The organism is Veillonella sp. VA137 (genome assembly GCF_003992015.1).
Lineage (GTDB): Bacteria > Bacillota > Negativicutes > Veillonellales > Veillonellaceae > F0422.
This window is the reverse complement of record NZ_RQVK01000002.1, coordinates 41,618-58,552: the sequence shown is the minus strand read 5'-3', so window position 1 is coordinate 58,552 and position 16,935 is coordinate 41,618. Positions and strand designations below refer to the sequence as shown.

The window sequence follows — 16,935 nt, the reverse complement described above, 5'->3', positions numbered from 1 at the left end:
AAGTGTATACATAAAAACGACTACTCCTCACAGTTACCCGTAAGAAGCAGTCATCTTTTAATTTAATACTTAAATGCAACCAACAGAGTTTTAAGATAAGTTATAAAAGTTCCGTATATCAATTATAAATTATTATGCTTCTGCTTTATCAATATACCCCAACAAACTCTTTCCTACTACATCTGCCTCTATAGTTTCAACAACTGGACGATTCGATACAATTTCTACCATCAATTGTTTTAGATATATAGTAGCTTCTGCTATTTGTCCATTTGATGATCTAGCTTTATTTAAAAATGATAACCGTAGGTCATAGCCATCCAAACCATAACCTTCACTGACCTTTTGTATAACTTCCTCGATTTCACGTTCACTCAAAATATACACATTCGACCATTTAGAAAGTTGTTTATTCAAAACTTCAAAAAAAGTTTGTACATCTCGATTTTCTTGTTCAATCCTCTGCTTTTCAGCCAAATATTCTCTTTCTGCCTCTCGTCTTCGTTCTTCTTCATATTTTTCGTTATTGAAAAATAATTTCCCTATCGCAGAACCAACAAAACCTCCTATTGTCATTCCAATCAATGTTCCTACAACCGGAACAGGGATTAATGTCCCGATTGCTCCCCCAATTGCTTCCCCTCCTACAAGACCTCCAGCTAAACTAAGTGCACTACTACCAACTGCATTACCAAATTCTCGTCCAGATATTTTTCCACTCATGTATTGGTCAAATTTATCAAAATTCATTACAGCAAGGGTTATGCCTCCAGTAATGATATTATTCTTAGCTATATTTCCCAACATTTGAGATGTCGCTTTAGAAAAAAATATTTCACCCGTCTCCTTTACGATAATACCTGCGCTTTGTCTAACAAATGATCCAGCTGATGTTCTTAATATTTGACTACTTATAGTAGAAATTGCTAATGTACGTCCACCTACTGATACCAAACTTGAGCATGCCCGTTCCAATGCTTTATCTACTGATTCTCCTCTCCACAAAGAATTAGCTAGTTCCATAGCGACCGTAATCCCCATCGTATTTGTTGCCTGAATAGCACCGCTAGTTAAGTCCATAGATAAGGATTCAATTGTACCAAATTGAGCTGCTGCTTTAGCTTGAGCATAACTAACATGCCCTTTTCTAACAAGTCGGCGTGCATATCTAGGATCTTTTATTCCTGGAACTTCACCATTTTTGATGCGTTCTTGCATTAATCTTACGCCTTTTTCATATTGGTCGGCTGGAATCTCAACTTGCATTGGTTTTCCATTAGGTTTTAGATATTTATATGCACCATTTTCAAAACACGCTCCTATACTACCACTCACTGTTTTATAGTATTTAGTTTGAATCAACATTCCGTCAACACATCTATCTGCACCAGATTTAGCATTATCATATCCTACAACTTGAGCATCATTTCCTGTCACCGTATCAATAAGAGTGTTCGCCTCTTCTGCAGCAAATCCATGTCCCTGAGGCGTTGAAAGCATATGGCGTGTACGATCAACTTCCTCTACCACCGTCGCATATACACCACCATTATCGGGAATTTTAGACTCTTCCTCTAAATACACATCATGAACCTCAGCTGGTATTTGATACCCTGCACTACTAATATGCTTTCTACTTATATCATTCGATAAAGTTATTGCAAGATTCTTTTCATTCTTATCAGCCGTAGCACACGCATCACAACAGTAATTATCAGATCTTTCCTCTTTTTTATATGCTGTTTCGCAGTACTCACATACACTATATGCTCCCGCCGTATTTACTAAAGTGAACTGAGCACTATTCTTTATATATCCACCTGCAAAATTATCTGAAATAAGCAAACATGCAAGTGCATCAATATTACTGTTATCTTCAGGCACCTTATTTTTATCTATATCACTACCATAAACACTAGTGATATTTAGCCGTTCTAATACCTTTTGTAACCCGACACAGTCATACTCTTCTTCTAATTTCTTAAGCACATTAGATATTGTATTTACATGATACAGATTCCCATATAAATTTATAATTCCACCTTCTAATATCAATATTTCTAAAAATACTTCTAACTCACTCTTTAAAAGCTCTATATTTTTAGAAACCAGATAGTTATGAATCTCATCAACTGTGCTTCTTGTATCCATAGCTAACTTAACTAAAATTAACTGTAATATTTTATCTGGTTTTTTCATTGGTGGTATTATAGCCAATAATATACTTGCTATAGAAAACGCAATATTTTCAGCTAATATTGGAATATCCAAGACGTTAAAAATTAAATACATTATACTTGCACTAAGAACATTTGCACATCTAGTTTCTTTTAGTTTTGTGATATATCCAGTATCTTCTAAGGTCGAATCATACTGAGCACGTATCAACAATTTATAAAAGAATATGCCTGACAATATAAAAAGCGTCCCTACTTTAATGTATTCTTTCACAAATAAAACGCTAAAATCATTTGCCAAATGCCTTAATATAGCAAATCTTTTATCTATACTACCAACATGTAGAACAGATATAAAATCATTAAATGTAACAGTTATCACATCCAAAGTAAGTATACTAACTACGGCATAATTTAGAATGGTTATACCTAGAAACATCCACAACATATTTACTTGAGATATCGTTTTACTAGAAATATATTTATTTACTGACCCCTCATTTGGTTTAAATAAATAGTATATACCACCTAAGATAGCAATAAATCCATAATTATAAGGTTGATCCATTATACTTTGATGAATAAACATCAGTCCTTCGAAAACTTCATCCCAAAAATAAATTAGAGTCCCTATAACTATTGCTGGCAACAATAAATATCTATACGTGAAAACAACCACTTGTTTAGTGTAATAATAGAGTTTTTGTAAAATTTCCCATACTATAAATAGCCCAATACTCCCGCCTATAAAATACAACAAATATGTCCACGGACTATCCGTAAATAGCCAAAGAATAATCCACAAAACAAGAAAAAAGAAAAAAACACTCATAACACGTCCCCCTTACTGTAAACCATCTTCACAATATAAAAATCTATCCTCTATATTGCTGAACCTATGCATAATTATAAAAAACAAATTTACATAAAGTCAACACTAAAGCAAGAATATATAATCGCCAAAGTAAAAAGCGACCACCCCTCACAGTTACCTGTAAGAAGTAGTCGTTTCGCTATGTATTATCCAGTTATAAAGTGCTATACTAAACGTAGAGCAATTGATGTTGCCCCTAGGGGCGATATGCGTTTGGCTCATCTCTTAGTAGACTTCGGATTTACTTGTTAAATCCCCCTCGAAAGGAGGTGAGTGCCATGACTGTATTTGAAGCTTTAATGATCGCATTAACTTCATGTACCTTAGTGGTACTTTTAATCACATGTATTGTCATGATCATTACATTGATCAAGTAATATATAAGTATTAAGGCCTAACGTATATGTAGAGTATTCCTAGTACTCTGCACGTTAGGCCTCATCTTGTTAGCCGAGATGAGCTTGACGCTGTTAGACATCAATTGCTCTTCTTATGTATATAGTAAATCATTGTACTGTAAAAGTCAACATCCCTAGACCTCCACCTAGGGATGTTTGCTATATATTTATTTCACAGAATCTAGCTATATATTTCCTACGCTTCCGCCCACTCTGTATGGAATGTGCCTTCTTTGTCTGTACGTTCGTATGTATGAGCGCCGAAGAAGTCACGTTGTCCTTGGATTAGGTTCGCTGGTAATACGCCACGACGATAGGAATCGAAGTAATCTAAGGATGCACTAAATGCTGGTGTTGGGATACCATAACGTTTCGCAGCAATGATGGCTTCACGCCATTTTGCTTGGTGTGTTTGCAATGCTTCTGCAAAGAATGGATCCAACATCAAGTTGTTCAACTCTGGGTTATTCGTGAACGCTTGTTTAATATCTTCTAAGAAAGCTGCACGGATAATGCAACCACCACGCCACAACAATGCCATGTCACCGAAGTTGATATTCCATTTATATTCTTTTGCAGCCGCTTTAATCAACGCAAAACCTTGTGCATAGGAACAGATTTTAGACGCATATAACGCAGAATGGATAGCATCTACTAGTGCTTCTTTATTGCCTTCAAAGACTTCTGTAGGGCCTGCTAGCACTGGCTCTGCCAACACTCGTTCAGATTTATAAGCAGACATAGCACGAGCAAATACCGCTTCAGCAATAGTTGGGATTGGCACGCCAAGGTCTAAACCTTCTTGGCTAGTCCATTTACCAGTACCTTTTTGACCTGCTTTGTCCAAGATTTTTTCTACTAATGGAGTTCCATCAGTATCTTTGACTTTCATAATTTTGGAAGTAATTTCAATAAGGTAGGAATCTAATAATCCTGTATTCCATTTCGCAAATACATCGCCGATTTCATCATCGCTCATGCGAAGTAATTCTTTCATCATGAAGTAAGCTTCGGAGATTAATTGCATATCACCGTATTCGATGCCATTATGCACCATTTTTACGTAGTGACCTGCACCATTATCGCCTACATATGTGCAGCAAGGGCCATCTGCCACTTGGGCTGCAATGGATGTGAAGATTGGCGCCAATTCGTTATAAGATGCTTCATTGCCGCCTGGCATCAAGCTTGGGCCATTCAAGGCACCTTCTTCACCGCCAGATACGCCAACGCCTAAGAAACGGAAACCTTTGGATTCTAAGTATTTTGTACGACGGATCGTATCTGGGTAATGGGAGTTACCGCCATCGATTAATGTATCTCCTTGGTCTAAATATGGCAAAAATGCTTCAATCATGTCGTCCACAGGTTGGCCTGCTTTTACCAAGAACATGATTTTGCGAGGTTTTTCTAACATCGCTACAAACTCTTCTGGTGTATGAGCCCCACCGATGGTTCCTTCGTGGCTATAATTGGCTACAAAATCGTCTGTTTTTTGTGGTGTACGGTTGTACACAGCAATGCTGAATCCATGACGGGCAATGTTGCGGGCCAAGTTTTGTCCCATAACAGCCAAACCAACTAGACCAAATTGATATAATTTTTCACTCATCGTCATACCTCTTTCTTGATTGACTACCGTGTGTGAGCTTGTTCTTCTTTCAAACGAGCCAACATCACTGATGAACTAAACATAATAATACCTGCTATGACGGTCGCCAAAGCTAGGTTTTCTCCGAAGACGATAAATCCCCAGAAGGAGTTAAAAAATACCCCTACATATTGCATAAATTGTGCCACCACCGCATTCGTCGCCACAAATGCACCAGTTAGGAAGAATTGTGCCACTACGGAAATGGCACCAATAACCCCTAAGTAGAGCGTTTGCGTTGCATTCGGCCACACAAAGTCTGGTATCATCACGATACCGCCTACTAGCATGGTGGTGACTAAGAAATAAAACATGATTTCATAGGAACTGTGACCACCTTTTAAGCTAATGGTGCGAATCGTTGTATAGGCCGCTGCCGATAAGGCTGCGCCTGCAATGGCAATAAAAGAATACCAATGTAAGCCTGATAAATTCCAAGGCTGAATCATATACACAACGGCTATGAAAATTAACCCAAGCCATTTAGCAGATCCATTGGGTAATTTTTCTTTCAATACAATGTTGCTGAAAATCAGCACGAATATGCCCGACAGTTGGAATAAAATAGATGCATCTGCCATGGACATATACACGAGGGCCACGAAATTACTCAAATTCCCTAGTCCACCAAAGATACCACGTAAGGTTAATAACCCTCGATGTTCTGTAGAAAAAGAAATTCCTTTTTGTCGCATCACTATGAGTACGGCAATTGTTCCTATCAATCCTCTAAAAAATGTCACCTCTGCCGCCGGCATACCATCACCTAAGAGTTTCACAAATAAATTCATAATACTGAAGGCGAAGGAGGACATGAGGGAAAAGAAAAATGCTTGTACCATAGGCCACCTACTGTTTGAACGTATCCACAAAGGATAGAATTTCTTCTTTCATAGATTCTTTTGGAATCACTTTAGTGAAACGCAATGGTTTATGTTGCAACTCCGCCAATTGTTTTGGGCAACCTACGCCTGTGACAGCGGAAATATTGTCTAAGCTTTCATAAGGAGTTGCCCCTACTTTGATATCCAAAGCTTCACAAATCGGTGTTGGGAATTTGAAAGGATGTGCCGTGGAGGCAATTATCGTGTGACGATGACCATCTTCTGGATGAGTTTCCAATTCTTTCATGTAAGCACCCATCGCCACCGCTGTGTGCGGATCCATTACATAGCCATAGGAGTTGTACACTTGCTCGATGACAGCCTTTGTCATGTCATCGTCTACGTAGGCGCCAGCAAATTCTTTTTGCACCGCTTGTAGTTCTTCTGGAGTGACAGAGAATTTACCATCTGCTTTCAGCGCTTTCATGCGCTCAGCTGTCAATTCTGCATTTTCACCGCTCACATAATAGATAAAGCGTTCAAAGTTAGAACTTTCCAAAATATCCATGGACGGAGATATAGTCGTATAGAATGGACGATTCATATCATAGGTACCAGTGCTGAAGAAATCTGCGAGCACATTGTTTTGATTGGATGCACAAATTAATTTACCAACCGGAATACCCATGCGTTTTGCATAGTAAGCAGCCAAAATATTTCCAAAATTACCTGTTGGTACTACCACATTGAACGCTTCGTCTTCGTGGATAGCCCCTGTATTTACCAATTCAGCATAGGCTGCCACATAGTATACTACTTGTGGCGCTAGACGGCCGATATTAATAGAGTTAGCAGACGAGAACTTCACGCCTTTGTCTGCCACTTCCTTTGCTACCTCTGCATCCACAAAGAGACGTTTCAAGAATTGTTGCGCATCATCAAAGTTACCTTCGATAGCTGTTACATTGACATTCGCCCCTTCTTGCTTTTGCATTTGTTCTTGTTGCATTGGGCTAACGCCGTCTGTAGGGAAGAACACTTGAATGTGCGTTCCTGGCACATCTTTAAAGCCTTCTAAAGCGGCTTTTCCAGTATCACCAGAGGTAGCCGTCAATATCAACACTTCTTTTGTTTCTTTTTCCGCTTCCTTTGCTGCCACTAGTAAGTATGGGAACAAGGATAATGCCATATCTTTAAAGGCTTGAGTGCGACCGTGGAACAACTCCAACACTGACACGCACTCTAACAAGGAATGCATTGGTGCCATATCTGGAGTATCAAAGTTCACTGTATTATAGGCACTGCGAATCATCGTTTCTAATTCTGCTTCTGTGAAAGTCGTAAATAACTTACTCAATACCACCAGTGCAATTTCTTCATAGCTTTTGTCTGCCACATCGCGGTAGGACAAACATTGTTCCGGAAACTCTGCCGGCACATATAAACCACCATCACTCGCCAATCCATGGAGCAATGCAAAGGTCTCACTTACCGTTTCATGACTGCGCGTACTTGTATACTTCATTCTTTCATCCTTTATGTTTCACAATATATTGTATTATCTTCATTCATTATAAATTAATGCTATCCATTTAGCAAGAAAAGGAGTACTCCGATCTCAATCATGACAATTAGTAATAAAAGTCACAATTATGCCGTTCTAATTACAAAATAGTCATACTTATTCATCTTGTTCTTGACATTGAAAAACCAAAAGAGTACAATACACACATACAATCAAACATTCGGGAATAGGTGCGAAAGCATAATAGAGAAGCCAGTTAAAGTCTGGCACGGTCCCGCCACTGTAAAGCAGAGCAAATCCAAATTATGTCACTGGGAAACTGGGAAGGCTGGAGGCGCGTTGAAGCTGAGTCAGGAGAACTGCCTATTCATCATTCACCACTTGACCTACGAGAGATAGGGAGGAGAATCAAAGGCCTTTTTCTGATACTCCAAAACACAAGAAAAAGGATTTTTTATTATTACAATATGCGTTGTATGGGATACGTCACATATTGATGATTGCCTTATCTGGTCAAGTACAATTACCTTATGGTATTAGCACTCAAAGTGTTGATATAGTTGTCATGATTTTGTATGGGCGTACATCATCATCCTAAAAAGAACCTGCCGGCGGGCAGGTTCTTTTTTTTAGCGTCCATAACAAATAAGGAGACCACCCACGCAAGAGCAGTCTCCCATATATGCAAAAATTATATACTTTAGTAGTTTTTCTCGCAATATACTATGTCATATCCATTGATATAACTGAATTGTCATCATTATACACCATGTTCTTTTAAGAGACAATAGCCCCTAGTAGCTATAGACATATAGTATATATAGTGGTAAAATTAAAAGTTATTAAACATCATATTGTATGGGTAAGTTAGTTTTGGGAGGTAGTATGTCTTTAGTTTCTATGATTAAACATTTCCTACTTGTAGCTGCCCCCGTCATTGCTACACAATTTTCTATCATTGTTGGTAGTTTTATAGCAGTCACATTAACGGGGCAATACAGTACTATAGATTTAGCAGCTATTGGTGTGGGGTACAACTTATGGGTCGCCGCTTTTTTTGGTCTATCAGGAATTCTCCTTGGTGTGACCCCGATTATTTCTCATGCCTTAGGGGCTAAAAAAACTGAATCGGTAGCTGCTACTATGTGGCAAAATATCTATTTAGGGCTTGCATTTGCAACAGTTCTCATACTTGCCACCCTATTTGGTTTATCTCCTTTGTTAGATCTATTGGGATTAGAACCGGCGGCAAAATTTGTTTGCATCCAATATATGAACGCCATGTGCGTCGCCTTTCCAGCTATGATGATTATGTCTGGATTCCGCTACATTGTCGACGCTCACGGAAATACTCGCTACTCTTTATACATCATTGGCAGTAGTGTGTTATTTCAGTCTATTTTCAATGTACTATTCATACAAGGTTATGGCCCCATCCCCGCTCTTGGGGGCTTTGGTGCCGGTATTTCAACGGCCATCGCCTATTGGTATATGATGTTATGTTTTCTCGGGCTCATTACAATCCATAAACACTTCAAACAGTATCGATTTTGGTCTTCTTTCACTGGTCCTAGTTGGATACTCATTCGAGATCAATTAGCTCTAGGGATTCCTATTGGCTTATCTATCTTTGCAGAAATCAGCATTTTTAGTGCTGCTGGGATTGCTATGACTAAGTTCGGCGCAGAAATTATAGCGGCCCATCAAGCAGCGTCTAGTTTCCTTGGATTAACATTTTCTTTCCCCCTCAGCTTAAGTATGGCATCCACCATCGTCATCGCCTATGAGTTAGGAGCTAAACGATATCAAAATGCTATTACTTACACATGGATTACTCGTGGCGTAGCAGCTTTCATAGCACTTTGCATTGGAACCTATTCTTTCACTCATATCGACTTCTTAGCCAGCCTATATACCAAGGAAGAACACATGATTCCACTTATTGAAAGTTTCATTTCTTACGCCGTATTTTTCACAATTATCGATGCTGTAGGCACCCCTTTACAAGGAGTTCTCCGAGCCTATCGTGATGTAACTAGCGTTTCTATTATTACCATCGGCACCTATTGGGGCGTGACCGTACCCGTTGCATACCTTTGCTACCTATTCACAGACTTCGGGCCTTACTCCGTTTGGATTGGATTATTATCAAGCACGTCTTCGGCTGCACTCTGCTATATGTATCGATTACGTAAAGTCCAGCGCAATGTACTGAACATGTCATTCTAAAGTCATTAATTAAAACTAAACCTTTTAAATGACGAGGCGTTCCATGAACAGCCTCGTTTTTATGTGATAACGACATACACAGGTAATTAGACACAACCATTGGCACAAAACATATAGCACCAACCGAAACCTCGATAGGTAAATTGACTAGTATAACAAGCACGCTATACCTCCATTTTGCTTTTGACATATTGTTATAAATACTATAGAATATAGAAATGTAATTTAAGGGATCTATTCAACCCCCTTTTATATTCATTAATTATTATTACATCTATATATAAATGTTCCTCGTCTTGCGTGTCTGCATAACCAACTCACGGCATATACACATATCTATTATGCTGAAATATACATACCGCTTCGATGTCTTTATATACATGTATCTTTATTATTTTGTAAAAGAAGGAGCTCCTATGGCTACTGTAAATCCAAATTATGAAAACCTACAAGGTTCTTATTTATTCGCTAATATTGCTCGTAAAGTAGAAGCTTTCAAAGAAAGTCATCCTGAGGCAGACATCATTCGCCTTGGTATCGGCGATGTGACTCGCCCTCTTGTGCCAGCTGTCATTGAAGCTATGCACGCCGCTGTGGAAGAAATGGGTTCTGCCGATACATTCCGAGGTTATGGTCCTGAGCAAGGCTACGATTTCTTGCGCAATGCTATTGCTGAAGGAGATTATGCTCCCCTAGGCATCACCATTCAAGCCGACGAAATCTTCGTATCTGATGGCGCAAAATCTGATGTGGGTAACATCCAAGAAATTTTCTCCGAAGACAACATCATCGCTATTACTGATCCTGTATACCCTGTATATTTAGATTCTAATGTGATGAGTGGTCGCACTGGTAAAGCTATCGACGGCATCTATGAAAAAGTGGTATATTTACCAACCAATGCGGAAAATGATTTTTCTCCGGCATTCCCAAAAGAACGAGTAGATATCGTATATCTTTGCTGCCCTAATAATCCAACTGGTACTGTATTAAGCCGTGCTCGCTTAGCAGAATGGGTGCAATGGTGTAAAGATAACGAAGCAATCTTGATGTTTGACTCTGCTTATGAAGCTTTCATCACTTCTACGGATACAGTTCGTTCTATTTATGAAATCAAAGGTGCTCGTGAAGTGGCTATCGAATTCCGTTCTTTCTCTAAAACGGCAGGTTTCACTGGTACTCGTTGCGCTTATACAGTCGTTCCTCATGAAGTAACTGCTAAAAATGCAGAGGGTAACCGAGTTCCTCTAAATCCTATGTGGAATCGTCGCCAAACCACAAAATTCAATGGTGTTCCTTACATCATTCAACGTGGTGCTGCTGCTGTTTACACACCAGAAGGTCGTGCACAAATTAAAGAACACATCGCTTACTACATGGAAAATGCTCGCATTATCCGTGAAGGCTTAGAAGCCATTGGCCTAACTGTATTTGGTGGTGTTGATGCTCCATACATTTGGATTCAAGCACCAAAAGGCATGACTAGCTGGGACTTATTCGATACCTTATTAGAAAAGGTACACATTGTAAGCACTCCTGGTTCTGGCTTTGGTCCAGAAGGCGAAGGCTATTTACGTCTCACTGCATTCGGCAGCCGAGAAAACACCATTCGTGCAGTCGATCGCATTAAAACATTACAATTTTAATATCCCCCCCTTTTCTCTATGAGAATTTTTCGCTATAATGGTACATGCGAAAATAGCGGACACAGTGCCCTATTTTATGTCATCATATACTGTAATTTCTCATTACAGTTCGTATAATAGTAATCGTATTGAAAGTATCAACTTTCACGAAAGGAAGTAACATGAGCAACATTCGTATTGGTATCGTTGGATACGGTAACCTTGGCCGCGGTGTAGAAGCGGCTGTAGCATTACAACCAGATATGGAATTGGTAGGCGTATTCTCTCGCCGTTCTGGTTTACAAACTGTTAGTGGCGTACCTAGCTACACAATGGAAGAAGTAGAATCTTTCAAAGGCAAAATCGATGTCATGGTATTATGCGGCGGTAGTGCGACAGACCTAATCGACCAAACTCCTGCTATTGCAGCGCATTTCAATGTGATCGACAGCTTCGACACACATGCTCGCATCCCTGAACATTTCGAAAACGTGCGCAAAGTAGCACAAGAAGCTGGCACTGCTGCTCTTATTTCTTGTGGATGGGACCCTGGCATGTTCTCTTTGCAACGTGTGTATGCTGAAAGTATCTTACCGCAAGGCGATTCTTACACATTCTGGGGCCGCGGCGTATCCCAAGGTCATTCCGATGCTATCCGTCGCATCGAAGGCGTAGCAGATGCTCGCCAATACACTGTGCCTAAACAAGAAATCATCTCCGCTATCCGCAATGGTGAAACACCAGAAGTGACAGCTACTTCTTCTCACCTTCGTGAATGCTATGTGGTCCTTGAAGAAGGCGCTGACGCAGCTCGCATCGAAAACGAAATTAAAACAATGCCTAACTACTTCGTTGGCTATGAGACAGCTGTAACATTCATCTCCCAAGAAGAATTAGATGCTAATCACAAAGGCATCCCACATGGTGGTCTTGTGATTCGCAGCGGCGAAACTACAACAGGTACAAAACACATCTACGAATTCGGTTTACAACTAGATTCTAACCCTGAATTTACTGGTGCTGTATTGGTAGCCTTCGCTCGTGGCGTACACCGCTTAGCAGCACATGGTGGCCGTGGTGCTTTCACAGTATTCGACATCGCACCAGCTTGGTTATCTCCAAAATCTGCTGAAGAATTACGTGCACATTATCTATAAGATATACGTTTGATAATAGTATCTTCGTTCATGAGATACACGAGGCTGTAATACATTAGCCAAAATAAAATAGAGGAACGTTGGTCAAATACTATCAACGTTCCTCTATTTTTATATTTTCTATAAATCTATTGGCAGGTAGTATGCAATTATGGTATACTAGGACTGTAAAAAAGAGAGCCCATAACGTGTACTAGGCGTTAAGCTCATCTCGAAACGTATCAAAAATCGAAATGCCTAACGTGTTAAGGTACGCGAAACCTTATATCGTTAGGCATTTATATTATTTTGATAATTTATTGCAATCATAAAAGGAGTTACCCACCAATGAGCACAAATTTAGAAGTAGGCATTGTAGGCCTTCCAAATGTCGGAAAAAGTACATTGTTTAACGCTATTACAAAAGCTGGCGCAGAAGCGGCGAACTATCCATTCTGTACGATTGAACCAAATGTAGGTGTTGTTGACGTACCAGATGCTCGATTAGCTGTGTTGGCCGAGATGTTCGGTTCTAAACGCATCTTACCTGCTGCCATGCGATTTGTAGACATTGCAGGCTTAGTAGCTGGCGCTTCCAAAGGGGAGGGTTTGGGCAACAAATTCCTGAGCCATATCCGCCAAGTTGATGCCATCGCCCAAGTTATCCGTTGTTTTGATGACCCTAACATCACACATGTGGCAGGCTCTGTAGATCCTGTTCGTGATATTGAAATTATCAACACTGAACTTTGCTTAGCTGACCTTGAAAGCGTAGACAAACGCTTACAACGTATTGCTAAATTAGCAAAATCTGGCGACAAAGATGCTCGTGTGGAAGCTCCGATTTTAGAAAAAGTATCTGCTGCATTAGGAGATGCCATCCCTGTTCGTGCCCAAGGCTTAACAGAAGATGAATTAGATATTTTAAAAGATTTAACACTATTGACAGCAAAAAAATCTTTATATGTAGCCAACGTAGGAGAAGACGAAGTATCCGATTACTCTGGCAACGAATTTGTAAAGCAAGTAGAAGCATACGCAGCCAAAGAAGGCTCTGGCGTAGTTGTAGTATCTGCTCGCATTGAATCTGAAATCGCTGAATTATCCGACGAAGAAGCAACGGCTTTCTTAGCTGACCTTGGGTTAGAAGAAAGTGGCTTAACAAAATTAATCAAAGCTAGTTATTCCTTATTGGGTCTAATTAACTACTTCACAGCTGGCGAAATGGAGGCTCGCGCTTGGACTATTGTAGAAGGCACAAAAGCCCCTCAAGCAGCTGGTAAAATCCATTCTGACATCGAAAAAGGCTTCATTCGCGCAGAAATCGTATCCTTTGATGATTTAGAAGCTTGCGGTAGTCAAAATGCTGCCAAAGAAAAAGGTCTTGTTCGCCTAGAAGGTAAAGACTATATCATGAAAGACGGCGATGTAACACATTTCCGTTTCAACGTATAATTACCATACTAACACATAAGGCATATACAGTATTCCCCTGATCAGAATACACCTGTATATGCCTTTTTAGATGCAACACCTTATATGCTATTTCACATAATCTGCTTAGCTATTATAAAATTCTTACATATCCACGACGCTATCCATAGCAAAAAGCTAGGTACACTTCTTTGAGTGCGCCTAGCTTTTCTATATATACCTATGTCAAAAATATTTCTCAGCACCTATGTTAATAACATCAATGCTTGTATTCTATCGGTTCTTTTCCCTTTTCATAATAATACATATGAGAAGGGGTTATTTTTTCCACTTCAAAGATACGCAACACTTCTTCTATGTATTCTTCTTGCACACCAATAGAGAGCCCACAAGCGCTAGATAGCTCTGGTGGAACTGGCATCAACTGATGAGGCACTTTATATTGCCCTAACATTTTATCTGCTTTATCTGCAAAATAGTAAGAACTAAATAGAATAAGAATTTTTTGTAGTTCCTTATCTCTACATACGTCTAGTTTCTTGCTATCTACCTCAAAAACATTCATGTCTGTCTCCCCTCATGCAATCTTTCCAGTTCTATCTGCCAATGTTACCACGTATCTAATTACAATGTAACAAAGGGTTCTTGCATCATACTTTCGGTAATGGCATACAGATTCGTAATAGTGCCTACTTGCACTTTGTCTTTTACTTCATAAAAGTCTAAGCAAATGCCACAGCCACTAACAGTTACCCCTGCTGCTTCTAAGGCTTTGAAGTTTTCAATATGTTCAGACCCTTCTACGAGCATTTTTACAGCACTATTAATGCAATAGATGGCTTTGGGTTTCACATCTGTTTCCGTCAATACATAGATGAACGTTTTCATCAAGTTACGGCCTAACTCTTCACTACCTTCGCCTAAATAATCCTTCGTGAATAGTAGTACTTTGCCACCCATAGAAGAGGTTGGCACAGATGGTACTACAGCGCCCATCAATTCAAGGGGAACTGTATCTTGACTAATCGGCGCACCCATTGCAGCTTTTTCTGCTTTTGTTTTTTCATAAGCTGCGATACTACGTTCCAAACTACCTGTTCCATTTGTCATATAAAATGGGGCCTCTCCACCGGCAATCGTTGTATTCGTCACAACCTTTCCTAAAGGTGCGGCAAATTCATTTTCAAAAATAGCTTCCAAATCTAGGTCCTCTAAATCATTCGACGTTTGAATGTTGGCAGCACTAGCTGTAGCCACTTCCGCTTTCACCGCTGTAGGAGGAATCAATACAACGATATAATTTCCCTCTTGTTCTAATACATGGTTTTCATAGCCTCGGTATTCCCCTAATTTCACCACATTGTCACGGCTCACATCATTATCGACAATGACTTTTACATACGTATTTGCATCCGCATCCATAGCCTTCTTTGCTTCAATCACAGGTGCTGGGCATACTTGGCCTCGCATATCTATCGTTACTTCTTTATTTGACATAAACTTGTCTCCTTCCTTCCTGAATAACACGGCCAATCTGTGCGGCCTGTAAACCCTTTGCTTGTAACTCTGAAAGTAACTGCTTTCCTTCACTTTCAGAACAAGCAAATAATAAACCACCCGATGTTTGTGGATCAAAGCAAATATCGCTCCATACTGGATCTAAATGGTCAGCAAACTCAGCTTGATCGCCTAATGCCTTACGATTCCCATAGGTAGCCGCTGGGACTAGGCCCATACGAGCAGCTTCTAATACATCGGTAAAGAGAGGAATTTGCTCCGCATAGAGTTCCACAGATGTTCCACTAGCTTTTGCCATTTCAGATACATGACCAATCAGACTGAATCCCGTAATATCTGTGCAACCATGAATGGTAAACTGCGCAGCCACATCTCGAGCTCCTTTATTAATCGTTCCCATACTGTGCACAGCTTCCTGCACGCCTTCAGGGAATACGCCACCTTTTGCAGCCGTGTTCATAATGCCCGTTCCAATCGGTTTAGATAGAATTAAGACATCACCCACTTGAGCATCTCCATTGGTCCAAATATGACGTGGATCAATGAGACCCGTCACAGCCATTCCAAAAATAGGCACTTCATTTTCGATACTGTGACCACCAAGAAGAGCCACTCCCGTCTCCAGTAAAACCTCATTAGCCCCCTCTAAAACGTCACGAAGGACACCTTCTTTCACTAAAGGCACAGGAAAACCTACAATATTCAATGCCGATATAGGCGTGCCCCCCATGGCGTATATATCACTTAAACTATTACAAGCTGCCACACGACCAAAGAGTCTCGGATCTGCCACTGGAGGTGTAAAAAAATCCACCGTCTGTACAATGGCTTGACTTTCATTAATTTGATACACCCCTGCATCTTCCATACCAGATGCATCAGTCAATACAGCTGGATGTGTGGGCATCTTCATATGCTGTAACACATCCTCTAAGATGTGCGGCCCAATTTTACAGGCGCAACCGCCCTTGGCTGCATATTTCGTTAAATCAACCATAGGTATCCCTCTCCTAGAAAACTATCATGATGTACGAATCACTGCTTATCCTTCTCTTGCTTCTTTTCTGGATACTATCTTTTTTACATTTTTTTCAAACTTAGGTCGTGGTATCATCACTTGATGCCCACAGCCTTCACAGACTGTTACGAAATCAACGCCAGTTCGTTTAATCTCCCAATTCTGACTACCACAAGGATGGGGTTTCTTCATTTGTACCACATCACCTACTTGGTATTTTATAAATCCCATAGGCACCTCCTATTTCCATGATTATGTTTATAGTATATCATCTAACTTTATATTTCTCTATAGGGCCGTATAGGTATTACTAAAAGTTTGCACTAAGTCTGTTAACCCTCTCATCAGTACTGATGACTGCTATCACTTGTTAGCAACTGACAACTACCCTTTTCTATTTCATAACTAAGAAAACCTATAAATAGAGGGATTTCTATGTATTATCATTACAGCTTTATCTCTTGAGTTCGATTCTCAATTTCCTTTTCTGTGTAATCCCCTTGTTTTTATAGGGAATTAAATAGCT

13 protein-coding genes and 1 riboswitch are annotated in these 16,935 nt (G+C 39.9%); of the genes, 5 read left to right on the top strand and 8 right to left on the bottom strand.

Annotation, left to right across the window (positions count from 1 at the left end; all coding sequences use genetic code 11):
- Positions 1-132: 132 nt before the first annotated feature.
- On the bottom strand, positions 133-3,009 hold the full coding sequence (locus EO116_RS01430; protein WP_127160336.1) for a hypothetical protein: 2,877 nt from the start codon (positions 3,007-3,009) through the stop codon (positions 133-135).
- Positions 3,010-3,329: 320 nt separating this feature from the next.
- Here EO116_RS01430 and EO116_RS08565 point away from each other — a divergent pair, with 320 nt between their 5' ends.
- Positions 3,330-3,428, top strand: coding sequence for a putative holin-like toxin (locus EO116_RS08565; protein WP_240626942.1), 99 nt, complete (start codon positions 3,330-3,332; stop codon positions 3,426-3,428).
- A gap of 217 nt (positions 3,429-3,645) precedes the next feature.
- On the opposite strand, the gene gnd is transcribed toward EO116_RS08565, so the two are convergent.
- The 3 genes from gnd to thrC are packed head-to-tail and all read right to left on the bottom strand — an operon-like array spanning position 3,646 to position 7,449.
- Positions 3,646-5,061, bottom strand: coding sequence for a decarboxylating NADP(+)-dependent phosphogluconate dehydrogenase (gnd, locus tag EO116_RS01425; protein WP_127160335.1), 1,416 nt, complete (start codon positions 5,059-5,061; stop codon positions 3,646-3,648).
- Positions 5,062-5,084: 23 nt separating this feature from the next.
- Positions 5,085-5,942, bottom strand: a complete 858-nt coding sequence (locus EO116_RS01420; protein ID WP_127160334.1) for a DMT family transporter — start codon at positions 5,940-5,942, stop codon at positions 5,085-5,087.
- Positions 5,943-5,949: 7 nt separating this feature from the next.
- Positions 5,950-7,449, bottom strand: coding sequence for a threonine synthase (thrC, locus tag EO116_RS01415; RefSeq protein ID WP_127160333.1), 1,500 nt, complete (start codon positions 7,447-7,449; stop codon positions 5,950-5,952).
- Positions 7,450-7,660: 211 nt separating this feature from the next.
- Positions 7,661-7,831: riboswitch (cobalamin riboswitch) on the top strand.
- A 503-nt stretch (positions 7,832-8,334) separates the two neighbouring features.
- Between thrC and EO116_RS01410 the strand changes: the two genes are divergently transcribed.
- The 4 genes from EO116_RS01410 to ychF all read left to right on the top strand — a co-directional run bounded on the left by EO116_RS01410 (position 8,335) and on the right by ychF (position 13,894).
- Positions 8,335-9,678 (top strand): MATE family efflux transporter, encoded by a 1,344-nt coding sequence (locus tag EO116_RS01410; protein ID WP_164726029.1) that lies wholly within the window; start codon positions 8,335-8,337, stop codon positions 9,676-9,678.
- A 416-nt stretch (positions 9,679-10,094) separates the two neighbouring features.
- The gene (locus tag EO116_RS01405; protein ID WP_127160331.1) at positions 10,095-11,324 is read left to right on the top strand and encodes an LL-diaminopimelate aminotransferase; all 1,230 of its coding nucleotides are present in this window, start codon (positions 10,095-10,097) and stop codon (positions 11,322-11,324) included.
- A gap of 161 nt (positions 11,325-11,485) precedes the next feature.
- Complete coding sequence (locus EO116_RS01400) at positions 11,486-12,460, top strand: diaminopimelate dehydrogenase (RefSeq protein ID WP_127160330.1); 975 nt, start codon at positions 11,486-11,488, stop codon at positions 12,458-12,460.
- A gap of 327 nt (positions 12,461-12,787) precedes the next feature.
- Positions 12,788-13,894 (top strand): redox-regulated ATPase YchF, encoded by a 1,107-nt coding sequence (ychF, locus tag EO116_RS01395; RefSeq protein WP_127160329.1) that lies wholly within the window; start codon positions 12,788-12,790, stop codon positions 13,892-13,894.
- Positions 13,895-14,132: 238 nt separating this feature from the next.
- Here ychF and EO116_RS01390 read toward each other — a convergent pair whose 3' ends face one another.
- The 4 genes from EO116_RS01390 to EO116_RS01370 are packed head-to-tail and all read right to left on the bottom strand — an operon-like array spanning position 14,133 to position 16,640.
- Positions 14,133-14,438 carry a DUF3343 domain-containing protein gene (locus EO116_RS01390; protein WP_127160328.1) on the bottom strand — a complete coding sequence of 102 codons (306 nt, stop codon included), beginning with the start codon at positions 14,436-14,438 and terminating at the stop codon, positions 14,133-14,135.
- Between the two features lie 59 nt (positions 14,439-14,497).
- Positions 14,498-15,370, bottom strand: coding sequence for a sulfurtransferase-like selenium metabolism protein YedF (gene yedF, locus EO116_RS08560; protein WP_240629091.1), 873 nt, complete (start codon positions 15,368-15,370; stop codon positions 14,498-14,500).
- Positions 15,360-16,388 (bottom strand): selenide, water dikinase SelD, encoded by a 1,029-nt coding sequence (gene selD / locus EO116_RS01375; RefSeq protein WP_127160327.1) that lies wholly within the window; start codon positions 16,386-16,388, stop codon positions 15,360-15,362. The genes yedF and selD overlap by 11 nt, the downstream gene beginning before the upstream one ends.
- 45 nt (positions 16,389-16,433) lie before the next feature.
- A complete protein-coding gene (locus tag EO116_RS01370; protein WP_127160326.1) occupies positions 16,434-16,640 on the bottom strand; it encodes a DUF951 domain-containing protein in 207 nt (68 codons plus the stop codon).
- Between the last annotated feature and the right edge of the window lie 295 nt (positions 16,641-16,935).